This window comes from Mesorhizobium sp. M1A.F.Ca.IN.020.04.1.1 (genome assembly GCF_003997315.1).
Classification (GTDB): domain Bacteria; phylum Pseudomonadota; class Alphaproteobacteria; order Rhizobiales; family Rhizobiaceae; genus Mesorhizobium.
Window position 1 is genome coordinate 1 of record NZ_RZSN01000056.1, and the last position, 18,125, is coordinate 18,125.

Sequence of the window (18,125 nt, forward strand, 5' to 3'; positions counted from 1 at the left end):
TCGAACGCCTTGGTGAGCTCGCCGATCACCACGCGGCGGCCGAGACGCCCAAGGGCGAAATCGTGGTCTGCGTCGGCCCGCCGGAGGCGGCCGAGGACCAGCCGGCCGACATCGACCGGCTGCTGTTGTCTTTAGCCGCCGAAATGCCGGCCTCCAAGGCGGCGGCGGAAGCGGCGAAGATGACCGGCGGCCAGAAACAGGCGCTCTATCGCCGGCTGATCGAGCTGAAGGCGGACGGCGGTGGCTGAGCGCACCGTCGGTCATCGGCGAAAAGCCTATCGGCGCGGCCATCGCGGCGAATGGCTGGCGGCGTTGGCGCTGATGCTGAAGGGCTATCGCATCCTTGCGCGCCGCCATCGCACAAAGCTCGGCGAGATCGACCTGATCGCCAGGCGCGGCGACCTGGTGCTGTTCGTCGAGGTCAAGGCGCGGCGCACGCTGATGGAGGCGATGGAAGCGATCGCCCACGCCTCGGAACGGCGCATCGAGGGTGCCGCCGACCTCTGGCTGTCGCGCCAGCCGGACTATGGCCGGCTGTCGGTGCGCTTCGACATGGTGGCGGTGATGCCCTGGCGCTGGCCAGTGCATGTCGAGAATGCATTTTACGGGCGGAATTGAGGGGCTTACCCTCCCAACGATAAGCTCACCCCCAGATCATCAGCGCCGCCAGTCCGAGCCCGCCAACCACCAGCCGCCACCAGCCGAACAGCGAATAGCCCTTGCGCGAGACGTAATCGAGCAGGAAGCGCACCACGAAAAGCGCGGTGACGAAGGCGGCGATGAAGCCGACGGCGATGATCGGCAGGTCGGCCGAGGTCAGCACGTTGCGGTTCTTGAACAGATCGAAGGCGAAGGCGCCGACCATGGTCGGCATGGCGAGGAAGAAGGAAAACTCCGCCGCCGCGCGCTTGTCGACGCCCAAGAGCAGCGCGCCGACGATGGTCGAGCCGGAGCGCGAGGTGCCGGGTATCAGCGACAGACACTGGAACAGGCCGATCTGCAGATAAAGCCTGGTCGGGAAGCGCTCGACATCGCGGTAGACGGGCTTCAGGTTCATGCGGTCGACGGCGAGCAGCACCACGCCGCCGATGACCAGCATGATGCAGATCAGGCGCGGCGATTCGAACAGGAAGGTCTTGATAAAGTCATGCGCCAGCGCGCCGATGACCGCCGCCGGCAGGAAGGCGATGAGGATGCCGATGGCGAAATGCCTTGTCAGCCGGTCATGCGGCAGTTCGAGCAGCATCTTCCAGAGGCGGCGGAAATAGACGCTCAAGATCGCAAGAATCGCGCCGAGCTGGATCAGGATCTCGAAGGCCTTGCCGGTCGAATGGAAGCCGAGGAAATGGCCGGCGAGCAGGATGTGACCGGTCGACGAGACCGGGATGAATTCGGTCAGGCCCTCGATCAGCCCAAGCAGCAGTGCTTCGACGATGGTCTGGCTTTCCATGGCAACCTCTGCTTCGAGTGACGGCTAAGGGGAAGGGCTTGCTTGTCATGGCGCGGAAGTGCCCCTATAGGTCGCAACACATGACAGTCCCTGGAATCGGGCCGCCAAGACTTACCGGCGCTCACACCAATTTGCCAGTGCGCCCTATCATCGCGGAACCATGCTGACGCTTTTTCACCACCCGATGTTCGCCACCTGCCGGTTCGTCCGCCCCGCCTTCGGCGAGTATGGCGAGGAGCTGGCCTTGATCGAGGAGAAACCCTGGACCCGGCGCAAGGAGTTTCTGGCGCTCAATCCGGCCGGCACGCTGCCGATCCTGCTGGCCGAAGGCGATGTGCCAATCGTCGGCGCCATGGTCATTGCCGAATATCTTGACGAGACACGCGGGGTGCTGAAGCGCGACAGGCGGCTGTTTGCCGAGGACCCGATGCAGCGCGCCGAAATCCGGCGACTGACCGACTGGTATCTCAGCAAGGCCGAAAGCGAGGTCACCCGCCATCTGGTGCGCGAGCGGGTGCTGAAGCCGGTGATGCCGGAGACGGCGGGCGGCGGCTCACCCGATTCGGGCGCAATCCGCGCCGCGCGCGCCAACATCCGCCAGCACATGAAATACACCAACTGGCTGGCGGGCACGCGTCATTGGCTGGCCGGCAACAAGGTGACCTATGCCGACCTCGCCGCGGCCGCGACGCTTTCCGTGCTCGACTATCTCGGCGAGATCGACTGGCGCGAGCACGCGGCGGCGCGCGAATGGTATACTCGCGTGAAATCACGGCCGTCGTTCCGGCCGCTGCTCACCGATCGCGTGCGCGGCCTGTCGCCGGTATCGCATTATGCGGACCTCGATTTCTGACACGACGAAGCTGCGCGCGCTGATCGACGCGGAGGCGCGCCGCGCCGGCTTCGACGCCGTTGCCGTCACCCGGCCGGACGCGATCCCGCTGGCTCCCGCGCGCCTGGCCGAGTTTGTCGCCGAGGGATTTCACGGCTCGATGGACTGGATCGCCGAGACGATCGGGCGGCGCGCCGAGCCTTCGACGCTGTGGCCGGAAGTGCGTTCGATCATCGTGCTCGCCATGAACTACGGTCCGGACCGGGATCCGCGCGATGTCCTCGACAAACACGATCGCGGCGCGATCTCGGTCTACGCGCACAATCGCGACTATCACGACGTGATGAAAGGTCGGCTGAAGGAAATCGCGGGCAAGATCGTCGCGCGGGCCGGCGGCGACGTGAAGGTCTTCGTCGACACCGCGCCGGTGATGGAAAAGCCGCTTGCCGAAGCCGCGGGGCTGGGCTGGCAGGGCAAGCACACCAACCTGGTGAGCCGCGAGCATGGCTCATGGCTGTTCCTCGGCACCATCTTCACCACGGCCGAGCTTGAGCCGGACAAAGCCGAGATCGACCATTGCGGCTCCTGCCGCGCCTGCCTCGACATCTGCCCAACCGATGCCTTCCCGGCGCCCTACCGGCTCGATGCGCGGCGTTGCATCTCCTACCTCACAATCGAGAACAAGGGACCGATCCCGCGCGAATTTCGCGAGGCGATCGGCAACCGCATCTATGGCTGCGACGACTGCCTCGCCGTGTGTCCGTGGAACAAATTCGCCAGCGTCGCCGCCGAGGCCAAGCTTGCCGCTCGCGAAAATCTGCGCGAGCCGCGGCTGTCGGAGCTGCTGTTGCTCGACGATGCGACGTTCCGCTCCTTTTTCTCGGGCTCGCCGATCAAGCGCATCGGCCGCGACCGTTTCATCCGCAACGCGCTGATCGCCGCCGGCAATTCGGACGATGCCTCGCTGACGCCGGTCGCGCGCGGCCTAATCGACGACGGCTCGCCGCTGGTGCGGGGTGCGGCAGTATGGGCGCTATCGCGACTGATGGAGCGGCGCGATTTTGCGGAGCTCGCCGCATCGGCCTTGCAGGCCGAAGGCGATGCAACGGTGCGCGAGGAATGGCTGTCAGCGCTGCCGGTTCCCGCAAAGGACCATTGAAGAAGAGGATTTAATTGATGGGCGAGAGACGCTTCTTCATTTTCGGCGCCGGCTATTCCGGCAAGGCTTTTGCGAGAGCCAATGAAGATGGCGCGCCGATCCTTGGGACGACGCGATCGCCGGAAAAATTCGAGGTGTTGCGAGAGGCGGGCATCGAGCCGTCAAGCTTCGACGGTTCGTTGACGGCGGAAATCAGCGATGCGCTTCGGCACACAACACATCTCATCGTCTCGGTCGCTCCGGACGAAGCGGGCGATCCGGTGCTCAACGCGGCAGGCGAGGCGATCCGGGCCAAGATGCCGGCGCTCCAATGGATCGGCTATCTTTCCACCGTCGGCGTCTACGGCGACCATGGCGGTGCCTGGGTGGACGAGAGCGCCGAGTGCAGGCCGGTTTCGAAGCGCTCGGTAATGCGGGTGGCGGCCGAACAGGAATGGCTGGCTCTTGGGCGGGAAATCGGAAAGCCGGTAGCGATCCTGCGGCTTTCCGGTATTTACGGCCCGGGCCGCAACGCGCTGGCCAATCTCGAGGACGGCACCGCGAGGCGGCTGGTCAAGCCCGGCCAGGTCTTCAACCGCATCCATTGCGACGACATCGCCGGCGCCCTGTGGCACCTGGCCGATAGCAATCGCGGCGGCATCTTCAATGTCACCGACGACGAGCCGGCGCCGCCGCAGGATGTCGTCGCCTACGCCGCCGGGGTGATGGGCGTGGAGGCGCCGCCGGAAATCCCCTTCGAAACCGCGCAACTTTCGCCCATGGCGCGGTCCTTCTACGGCGAAAACAAGCGCGTCGCCAACGCGGCGATCAAAGCGGCAGGCTACAGCTTTCGTTTGCCGAATTACCGGGTGGCGCTGGAGCGGATGTGGGCCGACGGCAACTGGCGAGACGGACAGCCGCGCAGTCCGATGAAACGCTCGTGAGCGAAGCGACGTGCATTGGCGTGATATGATTCGCGCCTGAACTGCGTCGCGAATCTTTCAGCTTCGCTCCATGCGCTCCAGTTTTGATTTTATGCATGTCTTTATCCCGAAACCGGGTCCCACTTTCGGGAGACATGTTTTAGCATGCCGCCTGAGATTGCGTCGCGCCACTGGAGAGGGGACCCGACCTGATGACGTTGCGACCGCTGCCCGACAGGAAGCCGTTCCTGACCGCCGCGCTTGCCCTGGTGACCTTAGCCGGGCTGGCGGCGGCCGCGATCTCGGCCGAACCGCGCGCAAAAGACCTGTTCGGCGCCAAGAAGCTGCCGGCGGTGGCGCACGCGCAATCGTTCGGCTTTTACTCAAGAGGCTGCTTCACCGGCGGCGTCGCCTTGCCGGTGGACGGGCCGAGCTGGGAGGTGATGCGCCCCTCGCGAAACCGCCGCTGGGGCCATCCGGCGATGATTGCGCTGATCGAGAAGCTCGCTCGAGACGCCCAGGCGGATGGCTGGCCGGGGCTGCTGGTCGGCGATGTCTCGCAGCCGCGCGGCGGCCCGATGACGACCGGCCACGCCTCGCATCAGATCGGCCTCGATGCCGACATCTGGCTGACACCGATGCCGCGGCGCCCGCTGACCATGGCGCAGCGCGAGAGCATGAGCGCGACGCTGATGGTCGACGAGAAGACGCATCTGGTGAAGGACGCGCTGTGGACGCCGTCCCATACGCGGCTTTTGAAGCGTGCGGCGAGCTACCCTGAGGTCGAGCGCATCCTGGTCAATCCGGGCATCAAGAAGAAACTTTGCGACACGGTCACCGGCGATCGCTCCTGGCTGCGCAAGATCCGGCCGTTCTGGGGCCATGACTATCATTTCCACATGCGCATCGGCTGCCAGGCGGGCTCGCCCGGCTGCAAGGCGCAGGAGGCGACGCCGGCCGATGACGGCTGCGGCAAACCGCTTGCCTGGTGGTTCACCGAGGAGCCGTGGCGGCCCAACAAGAACCCGGATGCGCCGAAAGCGCGCGACCTGATGACCATGGCCAATTTGCCGAAGGAGTGCCAGGCGGTGCTTGCAGCGCCGGACGCGCCTTCTCTGGAAGCGGTTACCTATCAGGGCGACGGCGCGGCAGCTGTGGCGGCGGCCAAATCGAAAGCGACCGAGCCGGCGGAGACGATCTCCAGCGATGCGGCGACGCTGCCGGCGGCGGCGAGCTCCTTTGCGCCGACGCCCAAAATCGGCATCCCAGTGCCCCGGCCAAGGCCGGGGAACTGAGGGCCGCGCCACGGCGTCCAGATCGGTCGAGGCCGGCGGCGCCCCACATCCGCCTGGCTGCCGCAATGCGGGCTTTCTTCTTGCGAAGCTGGCGATTGGCGAAACCATTGGCGACAGTGCCCCTCTCCCCGTCACTGACGGGGAGAGGATGCCGACAGGCAGGTGAGGGGCGGCGCCGACGCTCGAGATAGGCACCGAAGCCGCTTTCCCTTTGCAGGACCATGCGCTAGTCAGCGACGGAGCGGGAACGAACGGGACAAAAAGCATGGTTGGCGAAGACGATACAGCGCTGCGGTTTCCGGTCCTGATCGGTGATATCGGCGGCACCAATGCGCGTTTCTCGATCGTGCTCGACGCCAATTCGGAAGCGACCGAGCCGCAAATCGTCCAGACGGCCAATTTCAAGACCATCGACGAGGCGATCCAGGCGGCGGTGCTCGACCGCTCGTCGATCCAGCCGCATTCGGCGGTGCTGGCGGTGGCCGGGCCGGTCGACGGCGACGAGATCCGACTGACCAACTGCCCCTGGGTGGTCAAGCCGCACCAGATGTTTGCCAATCTGGGCTTGAGCGAGATCGTCGTGCTCAACGATTTCGAGGCGCAGGCGCTGGCGGTGGTGGCGCTGGGCGAAGAGCATATGGAAAAGATCGGCGGCGGGACGCCGGAGCCGAATGCCGGCCGGGTCGTGCTCGGCCCGGGGACGGGGCTCGGCGTCGCGGGGCTGATCTACGCGCTGCGCCGCTGGATACCGGTGCCGGGCGAGGGCGGGCATATGGATATCGGCCCGCGCACGCCGCGCGACTTCGAAGTGTTTCCGCATATCGAAAAGCTCGAGGGTCGCATCTCCGGCGAGCAGATCCTGTGCGGCCGCGGACTGGTCAATGTCTATCGCGCGGTGGCCAGGGCCGACGCAAAGCCGACGCCTTTCACGACGCCGGCGGAAGTTACCGCGGCCGCGCTCGCCAAATCCGATCCGGTGGCACAGGAAGCGCTGGAACTGTTCGTCACCTGCCTCGGCCGCACCGCGGGCGATCTCGCGCTGGTGTTCATGAGCCGCGGCGGCGTTTTCCTGACCGGCGGCATCGCGCAAAAAATCGTGCCGGCATTGAAAGCCGGCAATTTCCGCGCCGCGTTCGAGGACAAGGCGCCGCACAGCGCGCTGATGCGCACGATGCCGGTCTATGTCATCACCCACCCGCTGGCCGCGCTTCTCGGGCTGGCCGCCTATGCCAGAACCCCGTCGCTGTTCGGCGTTCAGACCGCCGGACGGCACTGGCGGGCATGAGCGCGCCCGGGTTCGGGATGGCAATCGGCCACCGCGACGAAGTTTCGCCATAGGCAAGCCGTAGCCGGGGCGCTAAGAGGGTGCCGACATGCTCCCCGACCTTTGACGAGAACCCACGAAGCGCTGCCGATTTGACATTTCAAAATCCAAACAAGCTAAAGGCCCGGCCCGGCGAGGTAACGGCGGTACTGCGCCGTATCATCGCCGAGAACGGCTATGACCATCGCTGGTCCTACGCGATCGTCATCGTCTGCTCGTTATTGGTTTCGGGCGCGACCGCCTTTTCGGCCTGGGTCATGGCGCCGATGGTCAATCAGATCTTCTACGAGCGGAGCAGCGACGCCGTCTGGTGGATTTGCGCCGGCTTCATGGGCGCCTTCCTCGTGCGCGGCTTCGCCGGCTACGGCCAGGCGGTGATGCTGGCCACGATCGGCAACAATCTGGTCGCCCGCTACCAGAAGCGCAGCTTCGACCAACTGATGAAGCTCGGCGTCAATTTCTTCAACGACACGCGCTCGGGTCGACTGGCGGCGCAGCTGGACGAGAATATCGGCGGCATCCGCGACCTGCTGTCGCTGACATTGATTTCGATCACTCGCGACGCAGTGACGCTCGTCGGCCTGGTCGGCCTCATGGTCTACCAGGATCCGGTGTTGTCGCTGAGCTCGCTGCTGATCGGGCCGCCGCTGATCTGGGCCGTCGTCTACATCACGCGCCGGGTGCGCAAGATCAATCGGGAATCCGTGCTGATCAATTCTCGGCTGAGCGGGTCGGTGCAGGAGGCCACCCAAGGCATCGCCATCGTCAAGGCCTTCACCCTGGAGGACGAGCTGGCGCGCCGCATCGGCATCATGGCCGACACGGCCGAACAGCGCAGCAACAAGATTGCCCGCGTCTCGGAACGGCTGTCGCCGATTTCGGACATGCTGGCCGGCCTCGCCGTGACCGCCGTCATCGCTTATTCCGGCTATCGGGCATTGTATCTCGGTCAGCCGCCGGGCGCGGTCTTTTCCTTCATCACCGCGCTGATCTTGGCCTATGATCCGGCGCGGCGGCTGGCGCGCATGCAGGTGGCGATGGAACGCGCGCTGGTCAACGCGCGCATGATCTATGAATTGCTCGACCTCGAGCCGAAACAAAGCGACGCGCCCGACGCCGCCGAAGCGAAGATCATTTCCGGCGAAGTGACCTTCAACAATGTGACGTTCGGCTATAGCGCCGACATGCCGGTGCTGAGGGATCTGAGCTTTACCGCCGCCGCCGGCAAGGTGACGGCGATCGTCGGCGCTTCGGGCGCCGGCAAGTCGACGCTGGTGGCGCTCTTGCAGCGCTTCTATGACGTCGACGAGGGCAGCATCGAGGTGGACGGCCAGGACATCTCGAAGGTGACGAAGCGGTCGCTGCGCCAATCGATCGCCTATGTCTCGCAGGCGCCGTATCTCTTCGAAGGCACGATCCGCGACAACATTCGCTACGGCCGGCTCTCGGCCACCGACGCGGAGATCGAGCAGGCGGCGAAACAGGCCGCCGCCGACGAGTTCATCCGCCAGCAGCCGCAAGGCTACGACACGCCGGTCGGCGAAGGCGGCTCGACGCTTTCCGGCGGTCAGCGCCAGCGCGTCTCGATCGCCCGTGCCATCGTGCGCCAGGCGCCGATCCTGCTGCTCGACGAGGCTACGTCGGCGCTCGACAACGAGGCCGAAGCGCGCGTCCAGGAAGCGCTCACCCATGTCATGGAAGGCCGCACCACCATCGTCATCGCGCATCGGCTGTCGACCGTGGTCAATGCCGGCCGCATCATCGTGCTGGAAGAGGGACGGCTGGTTGAGGAAGGCACACACGCCTCGCTGATGGCCGACCCGCACAGCGTCTATGCCCGCTTCCACCGGGTGCAGGGCAAGAAGGGGCTGGGGCTTGTCGATGACGCCAAGACAACCCAAACTCCTCTGCCGCGCACGCGCGCGAAGAAGACCGTCGGGAGAAGCGCATGAGCGAAACGGGCGATATGGGCCTGGTGGTGGTGGGCGCCGCCGGCCGGATGGGTCAGACGCTGATCCGCGCCATCCACTCCATTCCCGGCGCGTGCGTTGCCGGTGCCGTCGAGCGGCCGGGTTCACCGCATCTCGGCAAGGATGCCGGAGAGCTCGCCGGCATCGGCAGCATCAATGTGCCGATCGCCGACGACCCGCTGCCGGCCTTCGCCAAGGCCGACGGCGTGCTCGATTTCACGGCCCCGGGCGCAAGCGTCGAATTCGCCGGCTATGCCGCGCAGGCGCGCATCGTCCATGTCATCGGCACGACCGGCTGTTCGGCCGATGACGATGCGAAGATCGCCGCGGCGGCGCGCCACGCGACCATCATCAAATCCGGCAATATGAGCCTCGGCGTCAATCTTTTGGCGGTGCTGGTGGAGCAGGCGGCGCGCGCGCTCGATGCGCAGGATTTCGACATCGAGATCCTGGAGATGCACCACAGGCACAAGGTCGACGCGCCGTCCGGCACGGCGCTGCTGCTCGGCGGAGCGGCGGCCAAAGGACGAGAGATCGCGCTCAATGACAACAGCGTGCGTGTGCGCGACGGCCATACCGGCGTCCGCAAGGCCGGCACGATCGGCTTCGCCAGCTTGCGCGGCGGGTCGGTGGTCGGCGAGCACAGCGTGATCCTGGCCGGCACCGGCGAGCGCATCACGCTCGCCCACCAGGCCGAGGACCGGGCGATCTTTGCCCGCGGCGCGGTCAAGGCGGCGCTCTGGGGCCGAGGCAAGAAGCCGGGCCTCTATTCCATGCGGGACGTGCTCGGCCTGGGCTGAGGCGGTTTTTTCTGCTTTTCTTCCGCAATTCCGGGCTGAAAACCGCTACACACTTTTCCTGGAATTGCTCAAATCCAACCACGTATCAGGAGCAAACATGTCGGGAACTCTCGTGCTCGTGCGCCACGGCCAGAGCGAATGGAACCTGAAGAACCTGTTCACCGGCTGGCGCGATGTCGACCTCACCGACCAGGGCAATGCGGAGGCGCTTGCCGCCGGCGAGAAGCTCAAGGCGCGCGGGCTGAAATTCGACATCGCTTACACCTCGGCGCTGAAGCGGGCGCAGAAGACCTGCCAGCACATTCTCGACGTGGTCGGCCAAAGCAAGCTCGAGACCGTCCGCGACCAGGCGCTCAACGAACGCGACTATGGCGATCTCTCCGGCCTCAACAAGGATGACGCGCGCAAGAAGTGGGGCGAGGAGCAGGTGCATATCTGGCGCCGCTCCTACGACGTATCGCCTCCCGGTGGCGAAAGCCTGAAGGACACCGGCGCGCGTGTCTGGCCCTATTACCTGCACGACGTGCAGCCGCATGTGCTGCGCGGCGAGACGGTGCTGGTCGCCGCCCACGGCAATTCGCTGCGGGCGCTGATCATGGCGCTGGACGGCAAGTCGGGCGAAGAGATCGTCAAGCTGGAGCTCGGCACCGGCGTGCCGGTGATCTACAAGCTCAACGCCGATTCCACCGTGGCAAAGAAGGAAGTGCTGGAGGGGTGAGGGATTCCATTGTTCCGGCCCCGCTCGGAACGGGTGGCCGTCTCGGGACAACCGCTTCAGGCTGGAATTCCGTCTCGCCGTTAAAGACCAGCGTCGGCGCCGCCCCTCACCTGCCTGCCGGCATCCTCTCCCCGTATAGTGACGGGGAGAGGGAAGCTCCGGCCGCCGATTTCGCCAATCGCCAGCGTCTCAAGAGGACGCCAACGCCGCGGCCAGCCCCTTCTCCCCGTCCTATACGGGGAGAAGTGCCCGGCAGGGCGATGAGGGGCGGGGCCGTCACCTACAATTGCCGTCCGTGCCTGAAATCAACCCCAGCTGCCCTCTGGTCAGTCTTGAGCTCCTCGAAAAAACCGCGTTGACACGCTTCGTTTGCCCGCTTACATGAGCGCCCACCAGCCCAGATGGCGGAATTGGTAGACGCGCACGGTTCAGGTCCGTGTTCCGCAAGGAGTGGAGGTTCGAGTCCTCTTCTGGGCACCAAATTCCCGTTTCAGACGATCTGACGCGATGAGCAAAAAGCCCGGATTTTCCGGGCTTTTTTGTGCCTGCAACTCGTCTCGGGTTGAACCGTTCCTATCTTGTCTGTTAAGCCGAGGTTCCGTGATGCCCGCGCCGTTCAAGGAGTGGAAGGTTCTGCCGCATGGCAGGCTCTCTCCTGTCGACGACGATATTCTGACGGTGACCGGCGACATACCGATGCCGGTCGGCAACCTGAAACGGCGCATGACCGTGGTGCGATTGCGCGACGGACGGCTCGTCATCTTCAGCGCCATCGCGCTCGACGACGAACAGATGCGCGCGATCGAGGCCTTCGGCCAGCCGGCCTTCCTGATCGTCCCTAACAATCATCACCGGCTCGATGCAAAGCCATGGAAAGATCGCTATCCCACCCTGCAGGTGATTGCACCGGCGGGCGCGCGCAACAGCGTCGAGAAGGTGGTGCATGTCGATGCGGCAGGCGGCGACTTTGGCGATCCCGACGTCAAGCTCGTCACCGTCCCCGGAACCCGTGATCGCGAAGCGGCGCTGCAAATCGACGGACCGAACGGCACGACGCTCGTTCTCAATGATATCGTCGGCAACATCCGCGGCGCATCCGGTTTTGCCGGCTGGGCATTGCGCATGATGGGATTTGCCGGTGATGAGCCGCGTATACCCTGGCCGGTCAAGCTGACGATGGTCGGCGACAAGGCGGCATTCGCAGCGCAATTGAGACGATGGGCTGACCTGCCGGCGCTCAAGCGCATCCTCGTCTCGCATGGCTCCGTCATTGCCGATGATCCGCAGGGGGCGCTGCGCAAGCTGGCGAGGTCGCTCGGATAGCTGACAGCGTAGCGGCCACCTGCCCTTCCGGCCAGTCCTCGAACAAACCGCTTCAAAGCCGCTGCCCCGGGCGCTACGGTCCGGTCATGGCCCCCTCCGTCAGCCCGACGATCGCCGCCCGCCGCGACCAGATGTTCCCCGTGCTCGCCGATGCGGACATCGAGCGCATGCGCCGCTTCGGCGTGCCAAGAGCCTACGGCGCCGGCGAGCATATCGTGACGGCCGGCACGGTCTCGCCCGGATTGGTCGTCATCCTGTCGGGCAAGGTCGACATCACGCAGGCCAGCGGTATTGGCCCGCGCGAGGCGATCATCACCTATGGTCCGGGCAATTTCATCGGCGAGCTGGGGCGCAGCTTTCGAGCCGGCCGTCGCTGGTCAATGCCGAGGCGACCGAGCCGGTCGAAGCCATCGTCATCCCCTCGCAGCGGCTGCGCGATCTGATGGTGCAGGAGGCGAATCTCGGCGAGCGCGTCATGCGCGCGCTGATCCTGCGCCGTGTCGGCCTGCTCGAGAGCGGCACCAGCGGGCCGATCGTCATCGGCCGTCCCAGCAATGGCGATGTGCTGCGGCTGCAGGGTTTCCTCACCCGCAGCGGCCTGCCGCACCGCGCGCTCGATTCCGACACCGATCCCTGCGCCAAGACGCTGATCGAGCATTTTCATGTCGATCCGCACCATCTGCCGATCGTGCTCTGTCCCAACGGCAAGCTGCTGCACAATCCCGGCGAAAGCGATCTCGCCCGCTGCGTCGGGCTGCTGCGGCCGCTCGACGCCGGCAAGATCTACGACGTTGCCATCGTCGGCGCCGGGCCGGCGGGATTGGCGGCCGCGGTCTATGCGGCCTCCGAGGGGCTGTCGACCATCGTGCTCGACTGCCGCGCCTTCGGCGGGCAGGCGGGGGCATCCTCGCGCATCGAGAACTATCTCGGCTTTCCGACCGGCATTACGGGCATGGCGCTGATGGCGCGCGCCTACAACCAGGCGCAGAAGTTCGGGGTCGAGATGGTGATCCCCGATGAAGCCAAATTGCTCGGCGCCGCCGACAACATGGCCGGCTACCGGCTGGACGTTGGCGACGGCGAGACCCTGCGCGCGCGCACCGTGGTGATCGCCAGCGGCGCGCGCTACCGTCGCCTCGACATCGCCAATATCGCGCAGTTCGAGGGCACGTCCGTGCATTACTGGGCCTCGCCGATCGAAGCACGGCTCTGCCGGGACCAGGAAGTGGCGCTGGTCGGCGCCGGCAACTCGGCCGGCCAGGCGGCCGTCTTTCTCGCCAGCCAGGTGCGCAAGGTGACGCTGTTGGCGCGGCGCGACAGCCTTGACGCCACCATGTCGCGCTATCTGGTCGAGCGGATCGTGGCGCAGCCGAACATCGAGGTGCTGACGGAAACCGAGGTCGAGGCGCTCGACGGCCATGACGGCAACCTCGACCAGCTGTGCTGGCGCAACCGGGTCACCGGCGTGGCGACGACGCGGACCATCCACCACCTCTTCCTGTTCATCGGCGCCGACCCGAACACCGACTGGCTGGCGCGCTGCGACGTGGCGCTCGACGCTAAGGGCTTCGTGCGCACCGGACCGGATGTGGCGCCGGGACACGGCCCGATGGAGACGAGCCGCAGCGGCGTGTTCGCCATCGGCGATGTGCGCTGCGGCTCGACCAAGCGTGTCGCGGCCGCCGTCGGCGAAGGCGCTCAGGTGGTGGCCGCGCTGCATGCCTATCTTGCGCGCAACGGCGGGCGTGCTGCTCAGCCCGAAAGGAGACCCTGATGGACGAATGCAGGCATACGGACGACATAAAGGATGTGGTGCCGAGCGCCCTCGGCTGCGAGGAATGCCTGAAGAGCGGCTCCTGGTGGGTGCATCTCAGACTCTGCCGCACCTGCGGCCATGTCGGCTGCTGCGACGACTCGCCCAACCGCCACGCCACCAAGCATTTCCACGCCACTCAGCATCCGGTCATCGAAGGCTACGATCCGCCCGAAGGCTGGGGCTGGTGCTATGTCGACGAGGTGTTCATCGACCTCGGCGACCGCACGACGGCGCAGAACGGCCCGATCCCGCGCTTTGTCTAGCGTGCACGGAATACCGCGAGCCTCTTGCCGGGTCGCCTACTTCACCGAACTGGTGACGGTCCGGTCGATGACGACGTGATCGCGGTCGTTGCCGGCAAGCGCGCCGATGATCAGCAGGCTGACGATGATCGGGACGAACAGGATCGCCACACGCGCCTGCACGTAGAAGATGGCGCGCCATTCATTGCGCTTTTCGGGGCTGTCGTTCATCGCGCTCACTCTGTCCTGCCTCCCGAAGCGGGACATAGTAGCGAAGCGTTAAGCAACCTTTTCCGCAAACGTTAACCGGCGGATTTCGAACCGGCCAATCTGCCAATCGGTGGTCGACTGGTCGGCCAGTCGCCTTGGCACTTTGCCGATCAGATATTCCGAAAATAAGCGAATTCTAATTACATTGACGATGGCGGTTTAACGTCAATAGAAAGGAGGTGGGTTCTTGGTGGGGTGCGGGGAATGCTTGGGGAGACGGTGCGCGCAATATTTGCGCGCGGAAGACTGCGTTGTTGCAGTCGTATCCGAAACAGTTTTGATCAACGCGAAGAAGCGGCTGGGGTATTTTCATGACCCCCGCCGGATCTGTATCGGTTTCGGTGATCGTCAATACTTACAATTGGCCAGGGGCGCTGAAGCTCAGTCTCCAGTCGCTCGCCTCCCAAACCGACCGCTGCTTCGAGGTGATCATCGCTGACGACGGATCGCGCCAAGACACGGCCGATGTGATCAAGCTCTTTACCGACTCCGCCTCGATCCCAGTCAGGCACGTCTGGCACGAAGACATCGGCTTTCGCCGTTCCGCAATCCTGAACAAGGCGATAGGCGAGGCGTGCGGCCCCTATTTGATCTTCGTCGACGGAGACTGCATTCTGCAGCCCGACTTCGTTGCCCAGCATCGGGCGCTTGCCAAGCCGAACTACGTCATCACCGGCAGCCGCATTCTGCTCAGCCAGGAATTCAGCAAGCAATTGCTGGCGGCAGGGACGTGGAACTACCGAGCATTCCGCCGGAATATCCTGCGGCACCGGTTGAAAGGCGACATTTCCAAGATCGTCGCGTTTTTCGTGCGGCTGCCCTGGCGGACGATGTCGGATTATCGTTCCTTCGTCTTCCGGCGCATTAAGGGCTGCAATCTCGCCTGTTGGAAAAGCGATGCGCTGTCGGTCGGCGGCTTCGACGAGACCTTCACAGGCTGGGGTTATGAAGATGCCGACTTCGTTTTCCGGTTGCAGGATAAGGGCATCATCCGGCGCGCCGGCACCTGGGCGACCGAGGTGCTGCATATCTGGCACAAGCCTGCCGATCCGAGCCGCGCTGCCACGAACCAGAAGGTAGTGCTCGATAGAATAGAGGCTGCCCGCCTTCGCAACAAAGCGGCGTGACGAATGCTGCCCTAGGATCGGACTCCAAAGGGCTTGGATATCGGGCACGATAAAACAATCGCTTGGAGCGCGTTAAAGGCCGTTTTCAACAAGCGACCCATTTTTAAACGCCAAACTTGGTATAAAGCTGTGCCAGCGGCGAACCAGCCGGTGGCGGTGTGTGCTTTACATCGCGCAGCTTCTCGTTCCACAGATGCAAGGTCAGTGTCTGCTCACTCAGAACCGCGTCTAGCGAGAACGCCGGATCATAGACCGCCTGCGCTTGGCGATAATCGAGCGGATAAAAGACTCCTCGTGGCAGTGCCGACTCAAACCGTCCATGCTTGCGGGCCAGCGCCGTTATCGCGCCAGGGCCGTACGTTCCCCAGGGGAGGTCGGCTGGGCGCACCGGCAGGCCAATGAAGTTCTTGAACCGGGCCATGCGCGCACCCCGCTTGCGCGTCCAAGGCGGAAAGTAGTTGTTGCAGAAAAGGCCCTCCAGCTCGGCCGTCATCGGCAGACCGGCATCGAGGTAAAGGACGGCGCCGTTGATGAGAGTCGCGCTCTCAAGACCGAACAAGCAATCTCCGTCAATGTTCACCTTCTTGAGGCAAACCACGTCGAGGTCGGACCACAGCCCGCCATCGATCAGCTGAAGCCGGTAGCGGAAGTAGTCGGAGGCGAGCGCATAAGAGCCGGTCTCCCGATGCCGTAGACGCTTCATGCTGGTAAAGGGAACAGTGAGCTCGGCGTCGATCAGATCGACTTCGGCCGGCACGTTTGCAACAGGGTTGTAAACATGCAGGCGCACGGCGTGTCCGCAGGCCAGCCAGGAGGCTATCGACAGCAATTCAACACGACCGAGTCTGTCGCCAATCCAAAGCATGTTCACTGCAGGAGCAGCCATGTTGCCCGCCTTCTCGTGTTTCTCTATGCGACGCAGAGGGGCGCCTCCCGACTTGCAGGAGGCGGCTGTCTTAATTGATCTCGAGAGAAACTCAATCGTATGTCGTTGCTCAGCCGCAAATGCCGGTCCTTTAAGCGTCGTCACAGATTGCTGAGGCGCACCGCCGCCTCGCCTATTTCGCTTGTTTGGTGGGGAAGTTTCGAAGGCGGCGGCGGGGCGACTGTCGGCGATCTGCATGCGGTAGAAAACCTATCGGCGGCGCTACGCCGGGCCGGCCATGACCATCAAGTTCTGAGCCATCCGGCCTTGGGCATTGTGGACCACTGCCAGGTGAGGGACCTGTTCGACGTGCGCCGCGAAATCGAAACGCTAGTGTTCGTCTGCGGCCCCATCGTTCAGACCGACGAATTGGTAGACCTGCTAGCGGTGCACCGGAAAGCGAGGAAGCTCGCGGTTGGCGTCAGCGTCATTTCCCGGCACCGGCAGATGGCTGCCCGCTTCGAAGCCGTGCTGGCGCGCGACGGCCTATCAAGACAATCCTTCGATCTCGCCATTTCGCGTTCTCTGCCTTGCGCGGCACCTGAGCCCGGCAAGCGGCTGAAGGCTGGACTGTGCTTGCGTGGCGACCAGCGGGATTACGGCGACGGCATGACCGAATGGGCGAAAGCTGAGCGTCTTTTGTTGCAACTTGCCGAAACCTTCGGTCTCGATACCGAGCCGATCGACACAGTGTTGAGGCCCGGGAATGAGGCAACAAAGATCGAGCAACAGTTCGAGACCGTTGACCTGGTACTGACAACGCGGCTGCACGGCTCGCTCTATGGGCTTTCAAAAGGCAAGCCGGTGATCGCCATCGACCAGATCAAGGGAACGGGTAAGGTGAAACCGATTCTCGACCGCATCGGCTGGCCGCTCGCTTACTCGATCGAGGAAGCCAATGAAGCTCTGCTCGCCTACCAGATGCGCCAGGTCCTGACCGAATGGCCAGTCGAGATGGTCACCAGTTCGCAGGCAACGATCTTGGACCTGTCTTCCATGGCTCGGGCCGATGCCGTGGCGCTGATTGGTCGGAGATAAGGGATAGCACCGAGCACAAACGCTCAAAGAAGGGGCTAGCCTTCCTGGCATGCTGTCAAAGGGCGGTCGGCTCTGGTCGGCGGGTGGAAGGAACAACGGGCAACGCGAACAGCCGGCCGCCGGAAGGCACGACGTCGTCGATGCCGGCGAGCCGCAGGCAGTGCCAGGCCATGGCGTGGTTGGACGAGGTGACGGGAATGCCGATGCGCCGTTCGAGATCCGCCACCGCCTCGGCGACGCGCAGGCTGGTGCAGGAGATGAAGATCGCGTCCACGCCGGGCGCCGACGCCATGCGCTCGGCCGCGGCCTCGATCGAGGCGAGCGAGATGCGGGCCGCCTCGCGGTCGTCGCGCCGGTCGAAAGTGGCGACGGCGGCAATGTCGAGGCCGCGTCCGGTGAAATAGGTGACGAGGCCCTGGTTGATCTCGGGGGCATAAGGCGTCAGCAGGCCGATGCCCTTGGCGCCGAGCGCCTTGAAGGCGGCAAGCGCGCCCGTCACCGGCGTGGTGCAGGCGACGCCCGGCCGCGCCTTCCTGATCTCGGCGAAGACGGCTTCCTCGCCGAGCGTCATGGTGGCCGAGGTGCAGCCGAAGCCGACGACGTCGAGCGGGATGCTGGGCAGGATGAGGTCGACGGTCGGCGCGATGCGCGGGCCGATGGCGCGCAGCGTGTCGGGGGTGATGTCGTTGTCGTTGAAGAGGCGGGCCTCGTAGAAGGCGACGCCCGGAATGCGCACCAACGCGCGGAACTCATGCTCCAGCGTCTGGTCGGTGGCGAGGATCGCAAGCCCGATCGCCGCGCGCGAGGCAAGGCCGCCGTCGAGTTCGGACGGCAGCACGCCCAGATCGACCGGCTTGGGATCGACCGGTCCCGAAGATTGAGGGCGGGTAGCAGCCGCGCTGATAGACATGGCATTCCCTTTCTTGGCCGATCC

17 protein-coding genes, 1 tRNA gene and 2 pseudogenes are annotated in these 18,125 nt (G+C 64.7%); 16 read left to right on the forward strand and 4 right to left on the reverse strand.

Annotated elements, in window-relative coordinates:
* Together EOA49_RS13845 and EOA49_RS13850 are read left to right on the forward strand one after the other, a co-directional pair.
* A pseudogene (locus EOA49_RS13845) lies at positions 1-248 on the forward strand (rRNA (cytidine-2'-O-)-methyltransferase); the annotation flags it as partial.
* The gene (locus tag EOA49_RS13850; RefSeq protein ID WP_127241505.1) at positions 241-618 is read left to right on the forward strand and encodes a YraN family protein; all 378 of its coding nucleotides are present in this window, start codon (positions 241-243) and stop codon (positions 616-618) included. The pseudogene EOA49_RS13845 and the gene EOA49_RS13850, both read left to right, overlap by 8 nt.
* A gap of 25 nt (positions 619-643) precedes the next feature.
* Here EOA49_RS13850 and EOA49_RS13855 read toward each other — a convergent pair whose 3' ends face one another.
* A complete protein-coding gene (locus EOA49_RS13855) occupies positions 644-1,450 on the reverse strand; it encodes an undecaprenyl-diphosphate phosphatase (protein ID WP_095825085.1) in 807 nt (268 codons plus the stop codon).
* Between the two features lie 160 nt (positions 1,451-1,610).
* On the opposite strand from EOA49_RS13855, the gene EOA49_RS13860 reads away from it, so the two are divergent.
* The 12 genes and pseudogenes from EOA49_RS13860 (at position 1,611) to EOA49_RS13920 (ending at position 13,852) form a co-directional block, all read left to right on the forward strand.
* A complete protein-coding gene (locus tag EOA49_RS13860) occupies positions 1,611-2,303 on the forward strand; it encodes a glutathione S-transferase family protein (RefSeq protein WP_127243195.1) in 693 nt (230 codons plus the stop codon).
* Entirely contained in the window at positions 2,284-3,441 is a 1,158-nt protein-coding gene (gene queG, locus EOA49_RS13865; protein ID WP_095799535.1) for a tRNA epoxyqueuosine(34) reductase QueG, read from the forward strand. Before EOA49_RS13860 ends, queG begins: the two co-directional genes overlap by 20 nt.
* A 17-nt stretch (positions 3,442-3,458) precedes the next feature.
* Complete coding sequence (locus EOA49_RS13870; RefSeq protein WP_127241506.1) at positions 3,459-4,364, forward strand: SDR family oxidoreductase; 906 nt, start codon at positions 3,459-3,461, stop codon at positions 4,362-4,364.
* A gap of 191 nt (positions 4,365-4,555) precedes the next feature.
* Positions 4,556-5,638: a penicillin-insensitive murein endopeptidase gene (gene mepA / locus EOA49_RS13875; protein ID WP_067323472.1), complete on the forward strand. Its 1,083-nt coding sequence runs from the start codon at positions 4,556-4,558 to the stop codon at positions 5,636-5,638.
* A gap of 265 nt (positions 5,639-5,903) precedes the next feature.
* Positions 5,904-6,923, forward strand: coding sequence for a glucokinase (locus tag EOA49_RS13880; RefSeq protein ID WP_067003316.1), 1,020 nt, complete (start codon positions 5,904-5,906; stop codon positions 6,921-6,923).
* Between the two features lie 131 nt (positions 6,924-7,054).
* Positions 7,055-8,914 carry an ABC transporter ATP-binding protein gene (locus EOA49_RS13885; protein WP_127243196.1) on the forward strand — a complete coding sequence of 620 codons (1,860 nt, stop codon included), beginning with the start codon at positions 7,055-7,057 and terminating at the stop codon, positions 8,912-8,914.
* Positions 8,911-9,732 (forward strand): 4-hydroxy-tetrahydrodipicolinate reductase, encoded by an 822-nt coding sequence (gene dapB / locus EOA49_RS13890; protein WP_095799539.1) that lies wholly within the window; start codon positions 8,911-8,913, stop codon positions 9,730-9,732. Before EOA49_RS13885 ends, dapB begins: the two co-directional genes overlap by 4 nt.
* A 97-nt stretch (positions 9,733-9,829) precedes the next feature.
* Positions 9,830-10,450 carry a 2,3-bisphosphoglycerate-dependent phosphoglycerate mutase gene (locus tag EOA49_RS13895; RefSeq protein WP_067003230.1) on the forward strand — a complete coding sequence of 207 codons (621 nt, stop codon included), beginning with the start codon at positions 9,830-9,832 and terminating at the stop codon, positions 10,448-10,450.
* A gap of 395 nt (positions 10,451-10,845) precedes the next feature.
* Positions 10,846-10,930 (forward strand) — tRNA-Leu (locus tag EOA49_RS13905).
* Positions 10,931-11,053: 123 nt separating this feature from the next.
* Entirely contained in the window at positions 11,054-11,773 is a 720-nt protein-coding gene (locus tag EOA49_RS13910) for a hypothetical protein (RefSeq protein ID WP_127242085.1), read from the forward strand.
* An 86-nt stretch (positions 11,774-11,859) separates the two neighbouring features.
* Positions 11,860-13,547, forward strand: a pseudogene (locus tag EOA49_RS13915) (FAD-dependent oxidoreductase).
* Positions 13,547-13,852, forward strand: coding sequence for a UBP-type zinc finger domain-containing protein (locus tag EOA49_RS13920; protein WP_067003235.1), 306 nt, complete (start codon positions 13,547-13,549; stop codon positions 13,850-13,852). Before EOA49_RS13915 ends, EOA49_RS13920 begins: the two are co-directional and overlap by 1 nt.
* Positions 13,853-13,888: 36 nt before the next feature.
* Here EOA49_RS13920 and EOA49_RS13925 read toward each other — a convergent pair whose 3' ends face one another.
* Positions 13,889-14,071, reverse strand: a complete 183-nt coding sequence (locus EOA49_RS13925) for a hypothetical protein (protein ID WP_164746949.1) — start codon at positions 14,069-14,071, stop codon at positions 13,889-13,891.
* A 341-nt stretch (positions 14,072-14,412) separates the two neighbouring features.
* Between EOA49_RS13925 and EOA49_RS13930 the strand changes: the two genes are divergently transcribed.
* Complete coding sequence (locus tag EOA49_RS13930) at positions 14,413-15,228, forward strand: glycosyltransferase family 2 protein (protein ID WP_067323482.1); 816 nt, start codon at positions 14,413-14,415, stop codon at positions 15,226-15,228.
* 103 nt (positions 15,229-15,331) lie between these two features.
* On the opposite strand, the gene EOA49_RS13935 is transcribed toward EOA49_RS13930, so the two are convergent.
* Complete coding sequence (locus EOA49_RS13935) at positions 15,332-16,114, reverse strand: hypothetical protein (protein ID WP_164746950.1); 783 nt, start codon at positions 16,112-16,114, stop codon at positions 15,332-15,334.
* A 99-nt stretch (positions 16,115-16,213) separates the two neighbouring features.
* Here EOA49_RS13935 and EOA49_RS13940 point away from each other — a divergent pair, with 99 nt between their 5' ends.
* Positions 16,214-17,191: a polysaccharide pyruvyl transferase family protein gene (locus tag EOA49_RS13940; protein WP_127241741.1), complete on the forward strand. Its 978-nt coding sequence runs from the start codon at positions 16,214-16,216 to the stop codon at positions 17,189-17,191.
* 55 nt (positions 17,192-17,246) lie between these two features.
* On the opposite strand, the gene EOA49_RS13945 is transcribed toward EOA49_RS13940, so the two are convergent.
* Positions 17,247-18,101: an aspartate/glutamate racemase family protein gene (locus EOA49_RS13945; protein WP_127241740.1), complete on the reverse strand. Its 855-nt coding sequence runs from the start codon at positions 18,099-18,101 to the stop codon at positions 17,247-17,249.
* Between the last annotated feature and the right edge of the window lie 24 nt (positions 18,102-18,125).